Below are 22,667 nucleotides of genomic sequence, written 5' to 3' on the forward strand. Positions count from 1 at the left end.
GAAAAGCAGGTGAAAACGACATGACATTAGCCATTATCGGCGGCGGACCTGCAGGCTATGCGGCTGCGGTTTCCGCGGCACAGCAGGGCAGAAACGTGCTGCTCATTGACAAAGGCCAGCTTGGGGGGACCTGCCTGAATGAAGGCTGCATCCCGACAAAGTCTTTGTTAGAAAGCGCAAACGTTCTTGATAAAATCAAGCATGCCGACAGCTTTGGAATCGAACTTCCGGCAGGTGCGATATCAGTCGATTGGAGTAAAATGCAAAGCCGAAAACAACAGGTTGTCAGTCAGCTTGTCCAAGGCGTTCAGTACCTAATGAAGAAAAATCAAATACAGGTTGTAAAGGGAACAGCCTCCTTTCTTTCTGAAAGAAAGCTCTTGATCGAAGGAGAAAACGGAAAAGAAATCAGAGAGGCGGACCAAGTATTGATTGCCTCCGGGTCAGAGCCAATCGAGCTGCCTTTTGCCCCGTTTGACGGCGAATGGATCATCGACAGCAAAGACGCGCTTTCTCTTTCCGAGATTCCGTCTTCACTAGTCATTGTCGGCGGCGGTGTCATCGGGTGTGAGTATGCAGGGCTGTTCGCCAGATTGGGCTCGAAGGTGACCATCATTGAAACAGCGGACCAGCTGATCCCGGCTGAAGATGAAGATATTGCCCGTCTCTTTCAGGAGAAACTTGAGGAAGACGGTGTCGAAGTGCATACCTCATCCAGATTAGAGCGGGTGAATCAAACGGCCAAAACGGCAATATGGAAAAGCGGTCAGCGAGAGTTTAAAACGAAGGCCGAATATGTGCTGGTGGCGATCGGCAGAAAACCCCGTCTTGACGGATTACAGCTGGAACAGGCCGGAGTTGATTTTTCTCCAAAGGGCATTCCGGTGAATGGGCACATGCAGACGAACGTGCCTCATATTTACGCGTGCGGAGATGCTATAGGGGGCATTCAGCTGGCGCATGCCGCTTTCCATGAGGGCATCATCGCTGCTTCTCATGCTTCCGGAAGGGATGTCAAAATCAATGAGAAACATGTGCCGCGCTGCATCTATACGTCCCCGGAAATCGCGTGTATCGGAATAACAGAACGACAGGCAAGAAGCATATACGGGGATGTGAAGATCGGTGAATTTCCATTTTCCGCAAACGGCAAGGCGCTCATTAAACAGCAAGCGGAAGGAAAGGTCAAAATCATGGCTGAACCGGAATTCGGCGAAATCGTGGGTGTCTCGATGATTGGCCCGGATGTAACCGAGCTCATCGGCCAAGCGGCAGCGATCATGAATGGTGAGATGACGGCAGATATGGCGGAGCATTTTATCGCCGCCCATCCGACTTTATCGGAAACATTGCATGAGGCGCTGTTAAGCACGATCGGCCTTGCGGTACATGCATAATAAAGGAAAAAGCAGGCGCATGGATATAAGGCGCCTGCTCTTTTATTGTTGAAAGCGCTTTATTTTTCCCCTACAATAGATGAAAACGGCGTGTAAGGGAGGAGCGATCAAGGAAATGAATTCGGTCCCAAACGATTTGCAAACCTGGAAACGTTTTGTGAAAGACGGTGTGCTTGACGAAGCCCGATTAAGAAAACGGATTGCCGAGTCATGGCATCGCTGCAAAAAAGCTGAGGTCAATCCTTATTTAGAAAAAGGCCCGAAGGTTTTACAGCAAACGGAGCTGGATCAGCAGTCAAAAAAACATTCATTCTTCTTGACGACCGCAAAGCCTTACCTCGAAAAACTGCTGCCTGCCATAAAAGAAATGGAAATGATGGCGCTGCTAATTGATTCAGACGGTGTTGTTCTGGCATTGGACGGCCATCCCCGCGCGCTCTATGAAGCCAAACGCATCAACTTTGTTGAAGGGGCATGCTGGACGGAAACGGCTGTCGGAACAAATGCGATTGGCACGGCGCTCCACATCAGCGAGCCGGTTGCGATACAAGGATCAGAGCATTACTCCATTGCTTCCCATCTTTGGAACTGTTCAGCTGCTCCGATTCACCATGAGGATGGCAGCCTTGCGGGTATGATTGACATATCGTGTCCGGCTATGGGCGCTCATCCTCATATGCTCGGTATTGCCACTGCGATCGCCTATGCAGCTGAACGGGAACTCGCAGCTAAAAGCCGTGAGAAAGAGCTCGAGCTGATCAGCCGTTTTGGAGAGAGGGCTGCATCCAGTGTGCCGATGGTGCTATGCAATAACAAGCAGCACATCATCAGTGCGAGCATACCGATTCGAACCTCAATGCCTGATTGGCAGGGCCGGCACCTGTATGAGTTGAAGGAACGGGGCTACTCAATCGAAAAAGCTGTCACCATAGGAGATGGCGGCACTTGTTTTTATCTTTCGGAACAAAAGAAAAAGAAGGTGTTTCGATTCAATGGAGTGATCGGGAAAAGCGGCCGATCGCAAGCGATGCTGATGAACCTAGAACGTGCAGCTGCGGCAGATGCAACGGTCTGTTTGTCGGGCGAAACTGGTACGGGAAAGGAAGTCGCGGCTCGCGCTCTTCATGAGAACAGTGAGAGACGGCACGGTCCGTTTGTTGCTGTCAATTGCGGAGCGATTCCGTCTGATTTGATTGAGAGCGAACTGTTCGGATATACAGAGGGCGCTTTTACGGGAGCGAAACGAAATGGCTATAAAGGCGCCTTTCAAAAAGCGAATCAAGGCACATTATTTTTAGATGAAATCGGAGAAATTTCCCACTCGATGCAGGTTGCACTTTTACGAGTGCTTCAGGAACGCAAGATAACGCCAATCGGCGGGACGAAAGAAATTCCGGTTGATATCAGAGTTATTGCCGCCACACATTGTGATTTACGCGAGCTTGCCGAAAACGGAAAAATCAGAGAGGACTTGTTTTACCGTCTTCATGTCTATCCAATTGAACTCCCTCCATTACGCGATCGCACCGAGGATATCCCAGACCTCTTTGAGTACTACAAACAGAAGAATCATTGGCCTGGCGAACTTCCTTCTGATTTTTGTAATGTGCTGAAGCAATGGAAGTGGCCGGGAAATATTCGCGAGCTGTTTAATGTGTTTGAACGTCTTTCTATCAGATTTCCGGACGGCCGGCTGGGGGATGAACCGCTTTCCGCTTTACTGGAAGCCGCTGGGCTGCCGGCCAGCTCTGCAGAAAAAAAGCCTGCTGCTGCCGGCGTGCTTACCTTTCGTGAGCAAATCCAAAAAGATATGATGATCAAAGCGCTTGAATCTGCAAAAGGAAACGTCTCTCAAGCCGCAAAAATCAGCGGGATCCCCCGAAGCACTTTCTACAAACGCCTGAAAAAATTCAACTTGTCCGCTGAATCATAAAGCATACTTCCTTCAGGAAATGGAAACGTTATGTATTGAAGGAGGGTGTTACGATGAATATTCAAAGGGCGAAAGAAATTGTAGAATCTCCCGATATGAAAAAAGTAACATACAACGGCGTTCCTATTTACATTCAGCACGTAAATGAAGAAACTGGAACAGCAAGAATTTATCCGCTTGACGAACCGCAAGAGGAGCATGAAGTGCAGCTGAACAGCTTAAAAGAGGATTAAACAAAAATGGCCCGCTTCATAAGCAGGCCATTTTGTTATCCGCGTGGCGCAAATAAAATAACACAGACACCGATGAGACAAATGGATGCGCCGATCCAGTCATACAGATCAGGTGTTTTCCGGTCAACAAGCCATCCCCACAGGACCGCAAGCACGATGAATACTCCACCATAAGCGGCGTATACACGGCCGAAGGATGGGAAGGACTGAAACGTCGGAAGAATGCCGTATACAATGAGGATCAGCGCCCCGGCGATTCCGTAGCCGGCTGGCTTTGCCTCTCTCAGCCATAGCCAAACCAGATATCCGCCGCCAATTTCGGCAAGCCCTGCCGCGAGAAATAAAAGAATGGTAATCAGCATCATGAGCACTCCTCAATTTGCATTTATCTTTCATTATAGAGGAGGAGAGCTTTTAAAGCTTCGGATGATTCTCAAATTCCTTCAAATACGCTTTTCGCTGAACCTCTGTAAATTGGCTGATCCAATTGTTTTGAGCCTCTTCATTCAAATGGGGAAGGATATAGCGTTCAACCGCTTCGAAAAACAGCGGATTCGCGATGATGTTCCAGGTAGGGATGCGAACGATTTTCCCGTCTGTTTTCTCGATGATAATATCCTCAAAAAAGATCCCTTTCAAACTGTATTGATGACGTCCCATATAAAGCCGCTTCACCTCGGAAAACAGCACGCTGCGCTTTCTCGAAAAGATCTCGCCACTAGGTCCGGTCTTTATGCTGAAAATGACATTTCCACGGCTTGTGAACGCAGGAAAAGCCATAAAGAATGTGATCAATCCATAAATTATCGCCAGTAATCCGCCGCCCAAATAAAGCAGGGCATATTTAGATTCAAACGTGAGAGCTTCAGACACCAGCCAGACTCCCACAATAAAGGCGCCCCCTGTAGCGAGGAACAGCCATATTCTAAAAAACAGTCTGCTTTTGACCTTAATTACTTCATTGTTTTTCAATTGCTATTCTCCTTTATCGCTCTTTAGCAAAAAAGTATTCCTTTTATCACATCTTTATTTGCTGTTACGATAGAAAATTCATTTTGGGTAATACCTGTTACCAGCCAAGTATGATGGCTGCCAGGCAGAACGAAAGCCATGTCAGCCACTTCCGGGGAGTTGTCTTTGTCATAAACCAGCCGCATCAGCGTATCCATTTTTCCTTTTCGCAAAGCCAGATCATTTACAAAACGGGTAACGTCCTCTTGGTGATCATGCTTATCTAGAAACTCCTTGAGATGTGTGGGAGTGTCTGAAGCGCCCTCCAAAAGCAATTCAAATTCAGTTGATGTCAGAGAGATCAGTGATTCTTTGTGATCTTCTGCATCTATTATATTTAAAAACTCGGATGTTTTAGAGAGTAATCCATTAGTTGAATCCATTTTTTTGATTCTATGCACCTGTTCATCAAACAGCAATTCATGAGAGTAAGTGCCAAACTTTGAAACATGGCAGGATATATTCTGTTCTTTGCCTTGTTCATCAAATTTGGACAGCTTCACTGTATAGTCGGCGTCGTTTAACACATGGATAAACGGACAGTATTCGTCCTTTAGCCGATATTGATGATTCCGATATTCCGCCGCATCCTTGGCTAAGAGTGAGCGGCACGCGGCTTCAAATAAGGCGCCGAGCTGTTCATCTTCTATTTCGGGAAAATAGGCTTGTTTTAAGGCCATTCCCTGTTCGAAAAACCCTTCGCTGTAAAAACAAAACAAGAGTTCTTCTATGCTGATTGTAAACTGCTTCATTGTTTATTCTCCTATCCAAATGAAAATTTCCCTTTAAGGAAATGGGTTGCGCCGTGTATGAGCGAATCCGCTGTTTTCTTTGCTTTTTCTATTCCTTTTTTCGCACTGTCTATCCCTTTATGTATCGTTTTATTCGCCGCATCTATGCCGTCATTCACTGATTTGACGACTTTGCCGGCTGATTCCAGTCCTTTTTTGGCTGTATCAACGACAGCATGGATCGGTTCTTTAAGTTTTATCGCTGCTTTTTCAGCATAGACTGATGTGAATTTTGCGATTTTTTCCCCAACAAACCCTCCTACTGCCGAACCAATTGTGCCTCCGATTACTGTGCCGACAGGACCTAACACACTTCCTAGGGCACCGCCCACAACAGCACCAGCTGTCGCACCGCCCGCAATAAAAATGGTGTTATTCACAGCATTTCCGACAGCCTTGGCGTTTTCACGCTTGAGAACTTCGGGTTTGTCCTGGTATTTTGCATAATTTTCAGCAATTTTCACGCCTGCTCCGAATGTTTCGGTCGCACCGGTAATCAGTGTGGCGGTAATGGCATTTCCTTTCGCGAATTTCAAGCCCGTTTTTCCCACATCCTTCAAAGTGGAGCGTACGCCGGCTTCATTAAGAAATCCTTTTGTATAGCTTCTGACGCTGTTTGAAAAATCCACCGTGTCCTGAGGGAAGTATTTTGTAAACTTTTTATGTACCAAATCTGAAAAAGGACGGTTTGTCTTTTTCAACAAATATTTAGGATTCAAAAGCACTCTTGCCGCTTTTTGATAACGTGAGCTGTCAACGGCCCTGGAAATATCCAAGAGCAGTTTTGAGTGCTGTGCTGTATGCAAGCCGCTTGGCTGTTTCACAAATTTCGTAAGCCCTAATCCGTAATATTTTCCCTGCGTCAGCATAAGAGCGGTTAAGCTTGTCATCGTACCGTATTTGTCGTAGGCATTGTAGAGCTTTCGCAAAATATCATCTTGTTCCACAAATTTATCGCCCGTTTTTCTGATGAAAATCTCATTGTCACTTAGCTTAGTGACGAGCGCTTTTCCTGAGCTCCACGCATCGCCCACTCCGGAAAAACAGCTGCTGTAGCGGGGATCGCATTGCAAAATCATCTGCCCCAGCTCCACATGCAGGTCCTTATATTTGTTTTCCATATCAGTTAATTCAGTGACTACATCATTTGCAAGCTGTTCGAGCTTATCCGGATCAACTGCAATGTTTCCTGACACACCGTTCACCCCCCGAGTTTATGTCTTTCCTCTCTTGCTTTACGCTCCAGTTCTTCCATTCTGGCAATTTCAGCTTTTCGTTCTTCTATTTTGACAGCGGCAGCCTTCAGCTCTTGGCTTGTTTCAAGCAGCTCCTGTTCGAATTGATCGTAGGCGGCTTTCGTTTCCTCGAAATCCTGGTCAAACGAATCTCTTGATTTGCCCTGCCAAGCATCTCCCAATGCAGATAACCGGGATTCAAGCAGCATTTTGGAGCTTCTGACCTCTTCTGCGGCCGCACTGTACTTGTTTGCCAGCTCAATGACTTTATATGAGTCCAACTTTTGTCCCCTGCCTTTTCTAAATTCACGCACAATTGGATGTTTTATATAAATGATTATAAATAATTCGGCATGTATCCGAATCGTACAAAAGAACCTTTTCATAAGAATTGGAAGGGCGTATATTCACTTAAAATTCACAGTTGGTGAGACTTTAAGATTACAAAAAAGGTAAAAAAAACAAATCCCTCAGATATAAGCCAAATGAGAAATTTCCCGCTCTATGGGAAAAAACACTAAAGTTGATCAAATGACCTAAGTGCTCCAAACGTGTTACGGGACGGGCTATCTCATGGTATAAATGGAATTGTAAACGTTATCAAGGAGGTCGTCATATGAAGAAAAAATCATTCTCAATCGTAATAGCGGGCGGAGGGAGCACTTTCACTCCAGGGATCGTACTCATGCTCTTGGACCATTTGGAGGAGTTTCCGATCAGAAAGCTGAAGCTGTATGATAATGATAAGGAGAGACAGGATCGAATTGCAGGCGCCTGTGACGTTTTTATCAGAGAAAAAGCGCCGGATATTGAATTTGCAGCGACGACTGACCCGGAAGAAGCTTTTACAGATGTCGATTTTGTTATGGCGCACATCAGAGTAGGGAAATACGCGATGCGTGCGCTTGATGAGCAAATTCCGTTAAAGTACGGAGTTGTCGGCCAGGAGACGTGCGGGCCGGGCGGGATCGCATACGGTATGCGCTCGATCGGCGGTGTGCTTGAAATATTAGATTACATGGAAAAATACTCGCCTGATGCGTGGATGCTCAATTATTCCAATCCGGCGGCGATTGTGGCTGAAGCTACGAGACGCCTCAGACCGAATTCTAAAATTCTCAATATCTGTGATATGCCGGTTGGGATCGAAGACCGGATGGCGCAAATTCTTGGCTTATCCTCAAGAAAAGAAATGAAGGTCCGCTATTACGGATTAAATCACTTCGGCTGGTGGACATCAATTCAGGATCAAGAGGGCAACGATTTAATGCCGAAGCTGAAGGAGCATGTATCTCAATACGGCTATATTCCGAAAACAGAGGCTGAAGCGGTGGAGGCGAGCTGGAATGACACATTCGCCAAAGCGCGTGACGTGCAGGCCGCAGATCCTGACACCCTGCCGAATACGTATTTGCAATATTATTTGTTCCCGGATGATATGGTGAAAAAATCAAATCCGAATCATACGCGGGCAAATGAAGTGATGGAAGGGCGCGAAGCTTTTATTTTCAGCCAATGTGACATGATTACACGTGAGCAGTCCACGGAAAACAGCGAAATCAAAATCGATGACCACGCATCATATATCGTTGATCTTGCCCGGGCGATTGCCTACAACACAGGTGAAAGAATGCTGTTGATTGTTGAAAATAACGGTGCAATTGCGAACTTTGACCCGACTGCGATGGTCGAGGTGCCATGCATTGTCGGCTCAAATGGGCCTGAACCGATTACCGTCGGCACCATTCCGCAATTCCAAAAAGGGCTTATGGAGCAGCAGGTATCCGTTGAGAAGCTGACTGTTGAAGCGTGGGCGGAGAAATCGTTCCAAAAGCTGTGGCAGGCGCTAATTTTGTCAAAAACAGTGCCGAACGCGCGTGTGGCAAGACTCATTCTCGAGGATTTAATGGAGGCCAACAAAGACTTCTGGCCTGAGCTTGATCAAAGCCCGACCCGTATATCATAACTGAAATTCCCCCATTTTCGAATCTGTAATTGTATATAATAGAAAGAAAATGGGGGGATCTGATATGCAGCTCGAAGAACTGATCAATCAGCACTACAGCAAATTGAATGACAACGATTTTCATATTTTAAAATATATATTGAATCATAAGCACACATGCTATCACCTTGGAATCGACGCGCTGGCCAAAGCTTGCAGTGTATCGCGTTCCTCAATTTTACGGCTTGCCCAAAAGCTCGGTTTCAGCGGTTACAGTGAATTTCGCGTCTTTTTAAAGTGGGAAGATCAGCCGGAAGAAGGCGAGAGTATGAGTTTTGAAAAGCTGCTTGATGATATTGAAGCAAATTTGAAGTTTTTACGGACAAAGGACATGACGGACATGTGCCAGCTGATTGATGCAGCTGACCGCATTTTCGTCTACGGTTCTGGAAATGCGCAAAAGATATGCGCCCGCGACCTGCAAAGAATGTTTATTCCGCGCCATCGCTATCTTATTTTAATTGAAGACACAAATGAATTTAATTTGATGCGCGATGATTTTAAAGTAAACGATCTGTTTATCATCATTTCTCTTTCCGGAGAAACACCGGAGCTGATTCCTCAGGCAAGAATGCTTTCTGCAAAGGGTATTCCCTTTATTTCCATTACGAATTTAAAAAACAATGTCCTCGCCCAGCTGACTCCGCATAATCTTTATGCGACAAGCAAACCTGTGACATTAAGCGATAAAACGGAAATTGTCGCTTTTGCACCGTTTTTTCTCGTTGGCGAAGCATTGTTCCGCGCATATGTTGATTACAAAGAGGCAGAAAAAAATGACAATGAGTAGCAGGGGGTTCTGGTATGATGCAAAAAATTCAGCGCTTTGGAAGCGCGATGTTTGTGCCTGTTTTATTATTCGCGTTCGCCGGCATTATCGTCGGTATCAGCACGCTCTTTAAAAATAAAACCCTCATGGGACCGCTCGCCGATCCTGACGGTTTTTGGTATCAGTGCTGGTATATCATTGAGCAGGGCGGCTGGACTGTTTTTAACCAAATGCCGCTCTTATTCGCCATTGGCATCCCGGTTGCTTTGGCGAAGAAAGCTCAGGCACGCGCTTGCTTGGAAGCGCTTACTGTCTACCTGACATTCAACTATTTTGTCAGCGCGATATTGACGGTATGGGGAGGAGCATTTGGCGTCGACATAAATCAAGAGGTCGGCGGAACGAGCGGGTTAACGATGATTGCGGGCATAAAAACGCTCGATACCAACATCATCGGAGCCATCTTTATTTCTTCGATTGTCGTCTTTTTGCATAATCGCTATTTTGATAAAAAACTGCCCGATTTTCTCGGCATCTTTCAAGGCTCAACATATATCGTGATGATTTCCTTCTTTATTATGATCCCAATTGCCTTGGCTGTGTCTTATATTTGGCCGATGGTTCAATCGGGAATCGGCTCGCTTCAAAGCTTCCTGGTTGCTTCTGGGGCGGTGGGCGTTTGGATATACACGTTTTTGGAACGGATTTTAATTCCGACCGGCCTTCATCACTTTATTTACACGCCGTTTATTTATGGCCCGGCTGTAGCGGAAGGCGGGATCGTCACGTATTGGGCACAGCATCTTGGCGAATATTCGCAAAGCGCCAAACCGCTGAAGGAGCTCTTTCCGCAAGGCGGATTCGCGCTTCACGGCAACTCGAAAATCTTCGGTATTCCGGGTATCGCCCTGGCTTTTTATGTGACAGCCAAAAAGGAAAAGAAAAAACTCGTCGCAGGGCTGCTGATTCCTGTCACACTGACAGCGATTGTCGCCGGGATTACAGAGCCGATTGAGTTTACGTTCTTATTCATTTCACCTTTCTTATTTGCGGTTCACGCCGTGCTTGCCGCCACAATGTCGACAGTTATGTATATGGCCGGCGTCGTCGGAAATATGGGAGGCGGACTGATTGAGGCGGTGACCTTGAACTGGATTCCGCTCTTTGGCAGCCACGGTATGACATATGTGTATCAAATTTTGATCGGGCTCTCGTTTACAGCAATTTATTTTTTCGTCTTCAGATTTTTAATCCTCAAATTCAATATCGCTACACCAGGACGGGAAAAGGATGAACAGCAGGAAACAAAGCTATATTCGAAAAAGGAATATAGAGAACGAAAAAACAAGGATGAAACGGCCTCCGCTGCTGAAACGGCTGATGACACCGCTTTTCTGTATATTGAAGCGCTGGGCGGAAAAGACAACATCACTGAAGTCACAAACTGCGCCACCCGCCTCAGAGTCAGTGTCAAGGATGAAACAAAGGTTGAACCCGACAGCGTATTCCGCGCGCTTGGCGCACACGGCGTTGTCAGGAACGGGAAAGCGTTTCAGGTGATTATCGGATTAAGCGTGCCGCAGATGCGGGAGCGTGTGGAAAAAATATTGAATCAATAAAGACTGCCCTCCTTTTCGGGAGGGTTTTCGTTTGCCGTCAAAAAGACCGCCATAGTAAAGTAAAGAAAGAGACAATCGAGTAAAAAGGGGTTTGGAGGCTTTTACATGCAAAAGGCTTTGTCGTTTTTAAAACCATATTCATTGCTGGCGGGAATTGCTCTGATTCTTATGCTGACGGAGCTTGCAGTTGAACTGATGCAGCCTTTATTGATTGCAAAAATCATCGACGATGGGATATTGAAGCAAGATCTGCGGCATGTATGGATATGGGGCGCGGTCATGATCGGGCTGACCGTGTTATCCTTTGCGGCGGGGATGCTGAATTCCTTTTATGCCGCCCATGTCAGCCAAAGCTTTTCCTATGATACAAGAAAAGGGCTTTTTCAAAAAATCCAGTCCTTCTCCTATTCCACATTTGGACAGTTTTCGTCCTCTTCTTATATTACAAGGCTGACAAACGACGTCACACAGGTTCAAAATATGATTTTTATGAGTTTGCGGTTTATGCTGCGGGCTCCCTTAATGATTGCAGGCGGCATTGTGCTGTCGCTTGCCGTTAATGTGAAACTCGGCTTTTTTCTGCTTGTGACTATTCCGATCCTGATCTTGTTTTTGCTGTGGGTATTAAGGAAAGGCGGGGCACTGTTCCGCTCAGTGCAGAAAAGGCTGGATCAAGTGAACACCATCATGCAGGAAAATTTAATCGCAATCAAGCTGATCAAAGCGCTGCTTCGCGGCAGCCACGAAGTCAAACGATTTATCAAAGCCAACACAAGGCTGATGGAAAAAACGGTTTCGGCCTTTCAGCTTGTGGAATTCACGATGCCTGTACTGATGCTGATGATGAATCTCTGCATCCTTTTGATTTTGTGGGCGGGGTCCTACAGTATTACGAGCGGAAGCACTCAGGTTGGCGATGTTGTTGCGATAATTAACTACGCAACACGAATTACAGGCGCGCTTTCGATGTTTCCGTTTTTGATTATGATTTTCACCCGGGCGAAGGCTTCAGGGGATAGAATCGGTGAGGTGCTTGAAACAGAAGGCGACGAGCGGGAGGAAGGCATCATATCTGATCGTTTGTCAGGACGGATTGAGTTTCAGCATGTATCCTTTCGCTATCCTGAAATGGACAGAGAAGCGCTCAGGAATGTCTCATTTTCCGCAAAGCCAAGAGAAACGATCGCGATTCTCGGTGCGACGGGCTCGGGCAAGTCCACGCTTTTTCAGCTCATTCCGCGGCTTTATCAGCCGGATTCAGGCCGCATTTACATAGATGAAAAGCCGGTTCAAGATTTTCCGGCTGAAGGGCTGCGCAGGCAAATTGGATATGTACCTCAGGAAGTCCTCTTGTTTTCCGGCACAATCAAAGAAAACATCGCTTGGGGCAAAGAAAATGCTTCACTAGATGAAATAATGGATGCGGCCAAACATGCGCAAATTCATGAAACGATTTTGAAGCTCCCAAATGGATATGACACTGTTTTGGGGCAAAGAGGCGTCAACCTGTCCGGTGGCCAAAAACAGCGAATTTCCATTGCGCGGGCGCTGATTCGAAAACCGGCTATCCTTCTATTAGATGACAGCACAAGCGCGCTTGATCTGCAAACGGAGGCGAAGCTGCTTGAAGCAATCAGCACATACCATTGCACAACTTTGATCATTACACAAAAAATAACCACGGCGATGAAAGCTGATCAGATTTTGCTGCTTGAGGACGGCGAACTGATTGAAAAAGGCACTCACAGTGAGCTGCTTTCTGAATCTCAGTTATACAAGCGCATTTACGAGTCACAATTCGGAAGGGAGGGGAGCGAGTCATGCTAAAAGACATCCGCAAGCCTTTCCAATATCCCAAACTGCCAATTGACAAAAAAGAAGGCGCGAAAAAGCGGGCGAAAGCAAAGGATACAAAGGGCACACTGAGACGAATCTGGTCTTACTTGGCTGAAAGAAAAGGACTGCTCATACTTGTCATGCTAATGGTTGTCATCAGCGCCATATTCGGACTCCTTGGTCCCTTTGTGATCGGAAAGGCCATCGACCATTTTATCGTCGGGAAAACGGTCAGCGGCTTGATTCCTGTTTTGCTTCTTCTGCTCGCTATCTATATCATTCAGTCCCTGTCGCTTTGGTTTCAAAACTATTGGATGATTACGATCTCGCAGGGCACGGTTTTCAGAATGAGAAGCGAATTGTTCACCCATCTGCATGAGCTGCCGATTCCATTTTTTGATAAACAGCGGCACGGCGAGCTGATGAGCCGGGTGACGAATGACATCGAAAATGTCAGTTCTACCTTAAACACGTCAGTCATTCAAATTTTGTCAAGCGTGATCACCTTTGTCGGGACGATTGCGGTGATGCTGTACATGAGCCCGCTCCTTACATTGATTACGCTGGCCATTATTCCGGTGATGGCAGCGAGCCTGAAATGGATCACCAACCGAACGGGAAAGCTGTTTAAAGAACAGCAGAAAAACCTTGGTGATCTGAATGGGTATATTGAGGAATCTGTTTCAGGCGCAAAGGTCATCAAAGCATATTCACGTGAGAAGCAGATTACTGCTGAATTTCTCGAAAAAAACGCTGCACTCAAGACGTCGGGCTTTTGGGCGCAGACGATTTCCGGGTTTATCCCGAAGGTCATGAACTCTTTGAATAACTTAAGCTTTACAATGATAGCGGCAATCGGCGGTTTGTTTGCGCTGAAAGGCTGGATCTCGATCGGCTCCATCGTCGTCTTTGCCGAGTATTCAAGACAATTTACACGCCCTTTAAACGATCTGGCCAACCAGTTTAATACGATGCTGTCCGCAATCGCCGGCGCTGAACGGGTGTTTGACGTGCTTGATGAAAAAGAAGAGCGCGAGGATGAAAAGAACGCCGTGCATCAGCCCATCCAAACAGGCAGCATTGAATTCCGGGATGTGTCCTTCGGTTACGATAAAGGGCAGCAGACGCTGAAGCATTTACAGTTTACCGTGCCTGCCGGGCAGTCCATCGCGTTTGTCGGGCCGACGGGGGCGGGGAAGACAACCGTCACTAACCTTCTCGCCCGTTTTTACGAGCCTAACGAAGGAAAAATTTTAATCGACGGTACAGATATTAAAACCCTTACTAGAGCAAGCCTCAGAAAAAACATGGGGTTTGTTCTTCAGGATTCTTTCTTATTTCAGGGAACGATCAGAGAAAACATTCGCTATGGCAGGCTCGATGCTTCTGATCAGGAAGTCGAAGCCGCTGCAAAAACAGCGAATGCCCATAGCTTTATTGAAAGGCTGCCAAAAGGGTATGACACCGTGCTGACGCAAAACGGTTCGGGCATCAGTCAAGGACAGAAGCAGTTGATTTCTATAGCGCGGGCGGTGCTTGCCGATCCGGTTCTTCTCATTTTGGATGAAGCGACAAGCAACATTGATACCGTAACAGAAGTCAACATTCAAGAAGCGCTCGCCCGTTTAATGGAAGGAAGAACAAGCGTCATCATTGCCCACAGGCTGAACACCATTCAAAGAGCGGACCAGATTGTGGTGCTAAAAGACGGTGAAATGATTGAAAAAGGCAGCCATGACGAGCTGATTCGGCAAAAAGGATTTTACAGTGACTTATATGAAAGCCAATTTGAGAAATAGACCTTTGTCCTGCACAGAGGTCTTTTTTGTTACAGATTTATAGTACTTTTATTTCATTTTCGTAAAATGTAACAAAATTACTTGACGTAAACAAGTTATGTATATATACTAGCTTACATTAAGTAAGTGATAACATTTATCAGGGAGGATAAAATGAATAAATCATTTGAAATTGGCACATTACTTTTAAGAGTTATTACAGGTATTATCTTTTTTGTTCACGGTTTATCAAAGTTTCAGGGAATGGAGGGCACCATCCAATTTTTCGGCAGCATAGGCCTTCCAAGCTTTATGGCGTATGTCATCGCAGCGATTGAACTCATTGGCGGAGTGCTTGTCTTCTTCGGATTGGCTACACGTATTGTCAGTGTACTGTTCGCTCTTACACTGATCGGCGCCATCATCACTGTTAAGCTGAAAGCGCCATTCATGGGCAATGCAGAATTTGATTACCTTCTGCTTTTGACATCCATTCACCTGGCGCTTACTGGAAGTCGATTCCTGGCGCTGGACCCATTTGTGTTTAAAGGAAAAAAGAACGAAAACGTTTCAGCATAAGAAAAGAGGCATGCAGCATGACCAGCATTCATGAGGATACACACATTGGCTATGCCAAACTCACAATTCGCAGTCTGGAGCGTTCGCTTCAGTTCTACTGTAACGTTATCGGTTTTCAAGTCTTAAAAAAGACGGATCGCCAAGCTGAATTAACGGCTGACGGGAAACGCGTACTGCTTATTCTTGAAGAAAATCCGAGCGCTGTCGTCTTGCCTGAACGGTCTGTGACAGGCCTTTATCACTTTGCGATTCTTCTTCCGGACAGGAAAGAACTTGGGATCGCGCTCGCCCGCCTGATTGAACACGGCATTGCTATCGGACATGGAGACCATGCTGTCAGCGAAGCGCTCTACCTGTCTGATCCTGACGGAAACGGCATTGAAATGTACGCTGACCGCCCCCGCAGCACGTGGCAGCGTGATCGGGAAGGAAACTACGTCATGACGACAACCGCTGTTGACATTGAGGGCCTTCTGGAAGAGGCAGGAGATGAGCGGAAATCATCGCTTCCGAACGATACAATCATCGGACACATTCATCTGCATGTCAGTGATTTGAAAGAAGCAAAGGCGTTTTATACAGATGTACTGGGCTTTGACATTGTCGGAAACTATGCGGGCATGTCCGCCCTCTTCGTTTCAGCCGGGGGGTACCACCATCATATCGGCTTAAACATTTGGGCGGGAAGAAATGCGCCGCCTAAACCGACAAATGCCAGCGGACTAGACTATTATACTGTTGTCCTGCCTCACCAAGAGGAGCTGGATTTGGTGGCAAACCGAGTCAAACATGCCGGGTATTCAATTGAAGAGACGGAAAACAGCTTTCGTGTGAAAGACCCTGTTTCCGGCGCCTATATTAGATTTGTGATTTGACTGTAATCCCTTTGCCGAAAAAACGGCAGGGGGATTTTTTATTTTTGTCCGCCTTGTTATGATGGGAGAACCAACTTGTTAGGAGGCGTTAACATGGAACTCAACCACCTTGTGACGGGCAAAATAGCATTAAATCAATATGTGCATCGCTTAGAGCAAAAGGATGTTTCATTTTACGTCCATTATTGGGGAGCAATGACGAACCACTATAACACACTGCTTCATAAGCATTCCTTTTATGAAATTTGTTACGTGGTAAGAGGTGAAGGATATTACCTTGAAGGCGATCGTACATATCCGCTTCGGGAACAGACGATTTTTTTGTCAAAGCCGGATCATTTGCACCAAATCAAAAGTGAAACAGGACTGTTCATTTTTTATGTCGCTTTTGAGCTGAGCGAGGATCAATCAAGCGCTGAATGGATCAACGTGATGGAAGAAGTGAAACAAAGCCCCCTTGTCACAGTGCAAATAAAAGATGGCGAACCTCCGGGCATTCTTTGGAAAACGTTAATGCTGCAAGCAGCACAGCCAGTCAATGCTTTTGACAAAGAGATCCTATCCCAATTGTCGCACGCATTGATCCTGTCATTAATCCAAACCTTTCTCCCGTCCGCCCGCCGCCCGAAAAACAAGCAGCTCATTCAAAGCTCATCTGCTTTGCTGACTGAGGTCAAACTGCACATTAAAGACAATCTGTCACAGCCGTTAAAGCTGACGGATGTCGCCGGCCATTTTCATATCTCAGGCAGGCACTTATCGCGTTTATTTGCAGCAGAACTGGGTGTCAGCTACTCTGAGTTTGTCCAAAATGAAAAAATCAATAAAGCCGCCGCGCTGCTGAAGTCAACGAATCTATCGATAAAGGAAATAGCAGAAGAAATAGGATTCTCTGTACATTATTTTACACGCGTATTTTCTGCCAAAATCGGCAGCTCTCCAGGGCTTTTCCGTTCCCTTTATAAAGACTCAAAAATGACCGCATTTCAAATCAATAAGCCTTTTCAAAAAATCGAACAGGCCGAGCCGTACGAATAAGATGTCCTGAAATGACAAAATAATGTCTCCATATGATAAAGACGCGAGAAATCTCGTTGTCTTATAATTTTTTAAGAAAGCGGTTTCTATTTGAAAGCCATCTTTTCTTAAAATTTCTGTCCCATAGTACATGATCGAATTGACATCGGTAATTTGCTGTACGATGGCGATTCCGATCTCAGTAAATAGCATGCGCCTGATCTACGGCTCTTGAAAATCTTTAAAAATATGTGCCTGAGACGAAAGGGCGGTCACTTGAACGGCTTTAGCATTCATTTCGCCAATATGAATATGGCCGGCAAGTTGATCAGGACATGCCGAATCAATCGACTCACTTATCGTAATCTGCAGATATGAGGAGGAATCTATCAATGAAACTATCTTATGTAACAGACAGCCTAGGGCATTTGCCTTTTGAAGACATGCTCGATTTTGCCGCAAAGCTTGGGATCGATACACTTGAAATGACAACCGGGGGCTGGTCGCCGGCACCTCACTTGAATCTTGATGAACTGCTGCAAAGCAGCGAAAAAAGAAAAGAATTTTCACAAGCGCTGGAAAAGCGGAACATGACACTTTGCGCATTAAACTGCTCGGGGAACCCTTTAGATCCGGGTGAATTGGGCAAATCGCACAGAGACATAACTGACAAAACGATGGAGCTGGCTGGATTATTAGGCGTCAAAAAAGTGATCATGATGAGCGGCCTGCCAGCCGGCGGCCCGGACGACAAAGTGCCGAACTGGATCACATACACAGTGAGCTGGCCTCCCGTTTTAAAAGATATCCTCAACTATCAATGGGAAGATGTTGCGATTCCTTATTGGAAGGAGCTTGTCCAAAAAGCGGAAGCCTGCGGTGTTGAAAAAATCGCGCTTGAAAATTTCAGCTCTCAATTAGTCTATAATCCTGAGACTCTCTTTCGGCTCAGAAATGCAGTCGGCCCGATGGTCGGTTTGAATCTTGACCCGAGCCATTTATTATGGATGGGCGCAGACCCGATCATCGCGGCAAGGGAGCTCGGAGAAGCCATTCACCATGTTCACGGAAAAGATGTCAGAATTGAAAGACATTTAGCTGCGGTTAACGGGCTGTTAGAAACAAAAGAAGTGACAGATCCTGCGAACCGGGCATGGAATTACGTAGCAGTCGGCTGCGGACAGGATTTACAGTGGTGGAAGGAATTTTTTTCAGTTGTAAAAATGATGGGATATGATGATGAGGTTTCTTTAGAAATGGAGGATCTGACGATGTCACCTGAAGCGGGCATCCGCACTTCTGTAGAAGCATTAAAACAAACCATCTGCCAATAGGAGGTTTTTCTGATGCTAAATGGAGAAAGAATCATTTCAAAACCGCTGCGCTGGGCAATGGTAGGCGGCGGGCGGCTCAGCCAGGTTGGATATAAACATCGTATTGGAGCGCTGAGAGACAATACTGCCTTTCAATTAACTGCAGGCGCCTTTGATATCAATGCCGAAAGAGGAAAAGACTTCGGGGTGAACCTCGGAGTGGATGCGGAACGCTGTTATCCCGACTATCAAACAATGTTTGCGGAGGAAGCGAAAAGAGAGGATGGCATAGAGGTAGTATCGATTGCCACTCCGAACGGCACTCATTATGAGATTTGTAAGGCGGCGCTTGAAGCAGGACTGCATGTCATCTGTGAAAAACCGCTGTTCTTCACTTCAGAAGAGGGCTATGAAATCAAAGCGCTCGCAGAGAAAAAAGGGAAAATTGTCGGCGTGACATACGGGTTTTCCGGCAATCAAATGCTCCTTCAAATGCGTGCGATGATTGAGCAGGGCAAGATTGGCGATATTCGCGTGGTTGACTTGCAGTACACACACGGTTTTTGTACAGCAGATGAAGGCGAAAACATAAGCGCTGCACAGAAATGGCGTGTCGATCCCGCGATCGCCGGGCCAAGCTTTGTGCTGGGCGATTTATCTACCCACACGTATTATATGTCGCAGCTTATTATGCCGCAGATGAAAATGAAAGAGCTGCTGTGTGACCGCCAGAGCTTCGTCGGCAGCCGCGCGCCGCTAGAGGACAATGCCCATGTGCTGATGCATTATGAAAACGGGGCGGTCGGGACGATGTGGACATCATCAATCAATGCAGGGTGTATGGATGGCCACAGAATCCGGATTGTCGGCTCAAAAGCAAGCCTCGAATGGTGGGACAGCAAACCGAACGCACTGAGGTATGAAGTGCAGGGAGAGCCGGTTCAGACACTCGTTCGCGGCATGCCATATTTAGATGGTGCATGCAGCGCCGATGAACGACTAGGCGCCTTACACAGCGAAGGGCTGTCTGAAGCATGGGCCAATATTTATCTTAAATTTGCCATTGCGATAGACGCCAAAAACCGTGAAGAGGAAGAAATCTTGAATAACTTGGTTTATCCTGACATTGATGCAGGGATCGAGGGCATTCGCTGGATTGAGAACTGCGTGCGCTCGGCAAACCAAGGGTCAGTTTGGGTTGAATTTAAATAAATGAGGGGATGCGCCGCATATGACATAAAGTTCATATGCGGTTTTTATTTTCCAGAAACTCCTGTCAAAAATGTCCTCAGGCAGGTATGATAAGAAGGGAATTGGGTATCGGGAGTGATGAGCGTGAAGGCTCTTTTTTTTACTAGGATTTTCACCTTAATGGTAAGCTGTTCGGTTTATTTTTTTCTTGTAGAGGATGACAGCTGGTTTGAGTATTTGTTCATCGCTGGCGGTGCAAGTGTATTCTTAGCAAATCATCTCTTATTAAGGGTACAGAAATATGCAATTATTTTTTGTCTAATTGATATTGCAGTTGGCTTTTCGTTCGGTTTCATGTTTCCGGGTACAGGTTTATATATTACATTGCTCAGCCCGGTTGCAGTTACCTTTTTTCTGAAGGGATTTGACCGAAAAACTGTATGGTCTGTCCTGTGTTTTTGTTTTATGATGTGGCTGATTGTTCTATTACGCACATATCATATGCTTGGTGATGAATATGTGATGGATCATTGCATCAGCATGACATTCGTTGTCTTCTGCGGTGTCGTGGGCAAATTAATCCGCAAGCTGTTGGAGGCTCAGGATACGGCAAAACAGCAGTTTCAGGAACTGACGGAGTCCCATCTGGCGCTGTCTGCTGCACATCAGGAGCTCCATTTATATGCGAAGCAAGTTGAAGAGCTGACTGCCATTTACGAGCGGAACAGAATGGCGCGGGAAATCCATGATACAGTGGGGCATAAAATGACGGCCCTTCTTGTCCAGCTGCAGCTTTTGCGTGAATGGCAAAAAAGAGACAGCCAAAAAGCGGATGAGACAGTAGGTGTCTGTGAAACACTTGCCCGTGAAGCGCTTGATGATGTCCGCTTATCAGTACGCACTCTGCAAACTGAAAACGATCCTTCGCTAATCGAATCGCTGAAACAGCTGACAGAGGACTTTTGCAAAAATGCAGGAGTCACAACAGAATTTGCGGTCAGCGGCGATCCTGCAATCATCCCGCTGTCTCTCCATCCGACCCTGATCAGAACGGCGCAGGAAGCACTGACCAATGCCAAACGGCACGGCGGCGCCACAGCTTGTTCGATACAGCTTGCCTGCACAACGGACAGCATCAGCCTTGTCATTAAGGATGACGGTAAAGGCAATCCCGAGGCAGCACTTGGTTTTGGCCTCTTGAATATGAAAAAGCGGGCAGCGGAACATGGCGGAATGATCCGCTTTGAAAGCGAACAGGATCAAGGATTTACTGTGAATGCAGAATTTTCACTTGCCAATAAAAAATGGAGCTTCAGGCCCGTGCAGCAAAAGGAGAGTTTATCATGATTAAGATCATCATTACCGACGATCAGGATATCGTCAGAGAAGGGCTGGCATCCCTGCTCCAGCTCCGAGAAGAGCTCGATGTGATCGCAACGGCGCGAAACGGACAGGAAGCCTTCGAAAAGGCGAAAGAGCTGGAGCCGGATATCGTGTTAATGGACATCCGCATGCCGGTTTCCAACGGGGTGGAGGGAACAAAATTAATCACAAGCTCACTGCCAGGCGTAAAGGTTTTGATGCTGACAACCTTTAAGGATTCAGCGCTGATTGCTGAAGCGCTTGAAGAAGGAGCAAGCGGGTATCTGCTGAAGGATATGTCTGCAGATACGATTGTAAAAGCAGTGATGACTGTTCATTCTGGCGGAATGGTGCTTCCGCCGGAATTGACTGCCCAAATGCTGAATGAATGGAAGCGTGAAAAACAGCTGAAAGGAATAAAAGAGATAGAAAAACCTAACGAGCTGCTCGACCTGACCGAGCGCGAAATCGAAGTTCTGGCTGAGCTGGGATACGGGCTGAATAACAAAGAAATTGCCGAAAAGCTTTACATTACAGAAGGCACAGTCAAAAACCACGTTTCAAATATTATCAGCAAGCTGGCTGTCAGGGACAGAACCCAAGCCGCCATTTACTCGGTCAGATATGGTGTATCTGTCTTTTGACATATGACGTTTTGCATATACGCTTCTCTGAAAAGGCCTTTTACAGGCCTTTTTTTCATGCCCTATGTTCTATCTGCCGCTACATGCCGCACGCCTTTCTTTCTTCTACAATGGCAATGGATCAAAAAAAGGAGTGAGACGACGTGCTGCAAGCAGAAAACATCAAAAAGGCATACGGAAAAAAAACAATCGTGAAAGGCATTTCTTTTTCCCTCAAAAAGGGGGAGTCGTTCGGTCTGCTCGGGCCTAACGGTGCGGGGAAATCCACAACCATCTCGATGATTTCCGGCCTTGTGCCGCATGACAGCGGGAACATCACGGTGGGCGGCTATGTTATCGGAAAAGAAACGGCCAAAGCGAAACAAAAAATCGGCATTGTTCCGCAGGAAATTGCATTATATCCGACGCTGACGGCTCATGAGAATCTTATGTTTTGGGGGAAAATGTACGGACTTACGCACGGTGAGGCCAAAAAAAGAGCGGCAGAGGTCCTTGAATATGTCGGTCTGGTTGAGCGGGCTAAAGATAAGATTGAAACATTTTCCGGGGGGATGAAACGAAGAATCAACATCGGTGCGGCTTTAATGCATAAGCCCGAGCTGCTGATTATGGATGAACCGACTGTCGGTATTGACCCTCAATCGAGAAATCACATTTTAGAAACGGTCAAACAGCTCAACGAAACGGGCATGACGGTGATCTATACGAGTCATTACATGGAAGAAGTTGAGTTTTTATGCGACCGGATCGGGATAATTGATCAGGGGGAAATGATTGCGATTGGCACAAAAACTGATTTGTGCAGCCGTCTTGGAGGCGATACCATCATTCAGCTCACGGTCAGCGGAATCGATGAAGCGTTTCTTTTGGCGATCCGTTCCCTGGCTCATGTGAATGATGTAACAGTACATGACACAGAGCTCAAAATTGACATTTCTGCGGCCCATCATGAGAAAGTCGTCACAAGTCTGCTTGCTGAAGCCGCTGCTCATCATATAAACCTGCTGTCTCTTCAGGTGCAGGAACCGAATCTGGAGCGCCTGTTTCTGAATCTGACCGGCCGCACGTTGCGGGATTGA

21 protein-coding genes and 1 pseudogene are annotated in these 22,667 nt (G+C 46.4%); 16 read left to right on the plus strand and 6 right to left on the minus strand.

Features of this window, described 5'->3' with window-relative positions:
• The first annotated feature begins 20 nt into the window (after positions 1 to 20).
• The 3 genes from acoL to NYE56_RS03985 all read left to right on the plus strand — a co-directional run bounded on the left by acoL (position 21) and on the right by NYE56_RS03985 (position 3,563).
• A complete protein-coding gene (gene acoL, locus NYE56_RS03975; protein WP_341283501.1) occupies positions 21 to 1,397 on the plus strand; it encodes an acetoin dehydrogenase complex dihydrolipoyl dehydrogenase in 1,377 nt (458 codons plus the stop codon).
• A gap of 115 nt (positions 1,398 to 1,512) precedes the next feature.
• Complete coding sequence (gene acoR, locus NYE56_RS03980) at positions 1,513 to 3,330, plus strand: acetoin dehydrogenase operon transcriptional activator AcoR (protein ID WP_341283502.1); 1,818 nt, start codon at positions 1,513 to 1,515, stop codon at positions 3,328 to 3,330.
• A 53-nt stretch (positions 3,331 to 3,383) separates the two neighbouring features.
• Positions 3,384 to 3,563 carry a small acid-soluble spore protein H gene (locus NYE56_RS03985; protein ID WP_003244276.1) on the plus strand — a complete coding sequence of 60 codons (180 nt, stop codon included), beginning with the start codon at positions 3,384 to 3,386 and terminating at the stop codon, positions 3,561 to 3,563.
• A gap of 35 nt (positions 3,564 to 3,598) precedes the next feature.
• On the opposite strand, the gene NYE56_RS03990 is transcribed toward NYE56_RS03985, so the two are convergent.
• The 5 genes from NYE56_RS03990 to NYE56_RS04010 are packed head-to-tail and all read right to left on the minus strand — an operon-like array spanning position 3,599 to position 6,881.
• Positions 3,599 to 3,928, minus strand: a complete 330-nt coding sequence (locus tag NYE56_RS03990) for a YnfA family protein (protein WP_341283503.1) — start codon at positions 3,926 to 3,928, stop codon at positions 3,599 to 3,601.
• Between the two features lie 49 nt (positions 3,929 to 3,977).
• Positions 3,978 to 4,535 carry a YfjD family protein gene (locus NYE56_RS03995; protein WP_336155716.1) on the minus strand — a complete coding sequence of 186 codons (558 nt, stop codon included), beginning with the start codon at positions 4,533 to 4,535 and terminating at the stop codon, positions 3,978 to 3,980.
• A gap of 23 nt (positions 4,536 to 4,558) precedes the next feature.
• Complete coding sequence (locus tag NYE56_RS04000) at positions 4,559 to 5,326, minus strand: hypothetical protein (RefSeq protein ID WP_015252540.1); 768 nt, start codon at positions 5,324 to 5,326, stop codon at positions 4,559 to 4,561.
• A gap of 11 nt (positions 5,327 to 5,337) precedes the next feature.
• On the minus strand, positions 5,338 to 6,561 hold the full coding sequence (locus NYE56_RS04005; protein WP_341283504.1) for a hypothetical protein: 1,224 nt from the start codon (positions 6,559 to 6,561) through the stop codon (positions 5,338 to 5,340).
• A 5-nt stretch (positions 6,562 to 6,566) separates the two neighbouring features.
• Entirely contained in the window at positions 6,567 to 6,881 is a 315-nt protein-coding gene (locus NYE56_RS04010) for a WXG100 family type VII secretion target (protein ID WP_341283505.1), read from the minus strand.
• A gap of 335 nt (positions 6,882 to 7,216) precedes the next feature.
• Here NYE56_RS04010 and glvA point away from each other — a divergent pair, with 335 nt between their 5' ends.
• The 8 genes from glvA (at position 7,217) to NYE56_RS04050 (ending at position 17,099) form a co-directional block, all read left to right on the plus strand.
• Entirely contained in the window at positions 7,217 to 8,566 is a 1,350-nt protein-coding gene (gene glvA, locus NYE56_RS04015; protein WP_014476180.1) for a maltose-6'-phosphate glucosidase, read from the plus strand.
• 64 nt (positions 8,567 to 8,630) lie between these two features.
• On the plus strand, positions 8,631 to 9,395 hold the full coding sequence (gene glvR, locus NYE56_RS04020) for a MurR/RpiR family transcriptional regulator GlvR (protein ID WP_029317468.1): 765 nt from the start codon (positions 8,631 to 8,633) through the stop codon (positions 9,393 to 9,395).
• A 14-nt stretch (positions 9,396 to 9,409) separates the two neighbouring features.
• The gene (gene malP / locus NYE56_RS04025; RefSeq protein WP_341283506.1) at positions 9,410 to 10,993 is read left to right on the plus strand and encodes a PTS maltose transporter subunit IIBC; all 1,584 of its coding nucleotides are present in this window, start codon (positions 9,410 to 9,412) and stop codon (positions 10,991 to 10,993) included.
• Between the two features lie 105 nt (positions 10,994 to 11,098).
• On the plus strand, positions 11,099 to 12,820 hold the full coding sequence (locus tag NYE56_RS04030) for an ABC transporter ATP-binding protein (RefSeq protein ID WP_268556126.1): 1,722 nt from the start codon (positions 11,099 to 11,101) through the stop codon (positions 12,818 to 12,820).
• Complete coding sequence (locus NYE56_RS04035) at positions 12,814 to 14,628, plus strand: ABC transporter ATP-binding protein (RefSeq protein WP_153952060.1); 1,815 nt, start codon at positions 12,814 to 12,816, stop codon at positions 14,626 to 14,628. Before NYE56_RS04030 ends, NYE56_RS04035 begins: the two co-directional genes overlap by 7 nt.
• Positions 14,629 to 14,781: 153 nt before the next feature.
• Positions 14,782 to 15,186 (plus strand): DoxX family oxidoreductase CatD, encoded by a 405-nt coding sequence (gene catD, locus NYE56_RS04040; protein ID WP_335450347.1) that lies wholly within the window; start codon positions 14,782 to 14,784, stop codon positions 15,184 to 15,186.
• A gap of 17 nt (positions 15,187 to 15,203) precedes the next feature.
• Positions 15,204 to 16,061 carry a catechol 2,3-dioxygenase gene (gene catE / locus NYE56_RS04045; protein ID WP_341283507.1) on the plus strand — a complete coding sequence of 286 codons (858 nt, stop codon included), beginning with the start codon at positions 15,204 to 15,206 and terminating at the stop codon, positions 16,059 to 16,061.
• A gap of 93 nt (positions 16,062 to 16,154) precedes the next feature.
• Entirely contained in the window at positions 16,155 to 17,099 is a 945-nt protein-coding gene (locus tag NYE56_RS04050) for an AraC family transcriptional regulator (RefSeq protein WP_341283508.1), read from the plus strand.
• 66 nt (positions 17,100 to 17,165) lie between these two features.
• Here NYE56_RS04050 and NYE56_RS04055 read toward each other — a convergent pair.
• Positions 17,166 to 17,324 (minus strand): annotated as a pseudogene (locus NYE56_RS04055) (MFS transporter); the annotation flags it as partial.
• Positions 17,325 to 17,470: 146 nt separating this feature from the next.
• On the opposite strand from NYE56_RS04055, the gene NYE56_RS04060 reads away from it, so the two are divergent.
• The 5 genes from NYE56_RS04060 to lnrL all read left to right on the plus strand — a co-directional run bounded on the left by NYE56_RS04060 (position 17,471) and on the right by lnrL (position 22,667).
• Complete coding sequence (locus NYE56_RS04060; RefSeq protein ID WP_341283509.1) at positions 17,471 to 18,412, plus strand: sugar phosphate isomerase/epimerase family protein; 942 nt, start codon at positions 17,471 to 17,473, stop codon at positions 18,410 to 18,412.
• Between the two features lie 9 nt (positions 18,413 to 18,421).
• Positions 18,422 to 19,603, plus strand: coding sequence for a Gfo/Idh/MocA family protein (locus NYE56_RS04065; RefSeq protein WP_341284381.1), 1,182 nt, complete (start codon positions 18,422 to 18,424; stop codon positions 19,601 to 19,603).
• A gap of 123 nt (positions 19,604 to 19,726) precedes the next feature.
• Positions 19,727 to 20,929: a sensor histidine kinase gene (locus tag NYE56_RS04070; RefSeq protein ID WP_032726624.1), complete on the plus strand. Its 1,203-nt coding sequence runs from the start codon at positions 19,727 to 19,729 to the stop codon at positions 20,927 to 20,929.
• Positions 20,926 to 21,588 carry a two-component system response regulator LnrK gene (gene lnrK, locus NYE56_RS04075; RefSeq protein ID WP_268556118.1) on the plus strand — a complete coding sequence of 221 codons (663 nt, stop codon included), beginning with the start codon at positions 20,926 to 20,928 and terminating at the stop codon, positions 21,586 to 21,588. Before NYE56_RS04070 ends, lnrK begins: the two co-directional genes overlap by 4 nt.
• Before the next feature lie 143 nt (positions 21,589 to 21,731).
• A complete protein-coding gene (gene lnrL, locus NYE56_RS04080; protein WP_341283510.1) occupies positions 21,732 to 22,667 on the plus strand; it encodes a linearmycin resistance ATP-binding protein LnrL in 936 nt (311 codons plus the stop codon).

Origin of the sequence: Bacillus sp. FSL R5-0603 (assembly GCF_038050295.1) — a bacterium.
GTDB lineage: Bacteria > Bacillota > Bacilli > Bacillales > Bacillaceae > Bacillus > Bacillus subtilis.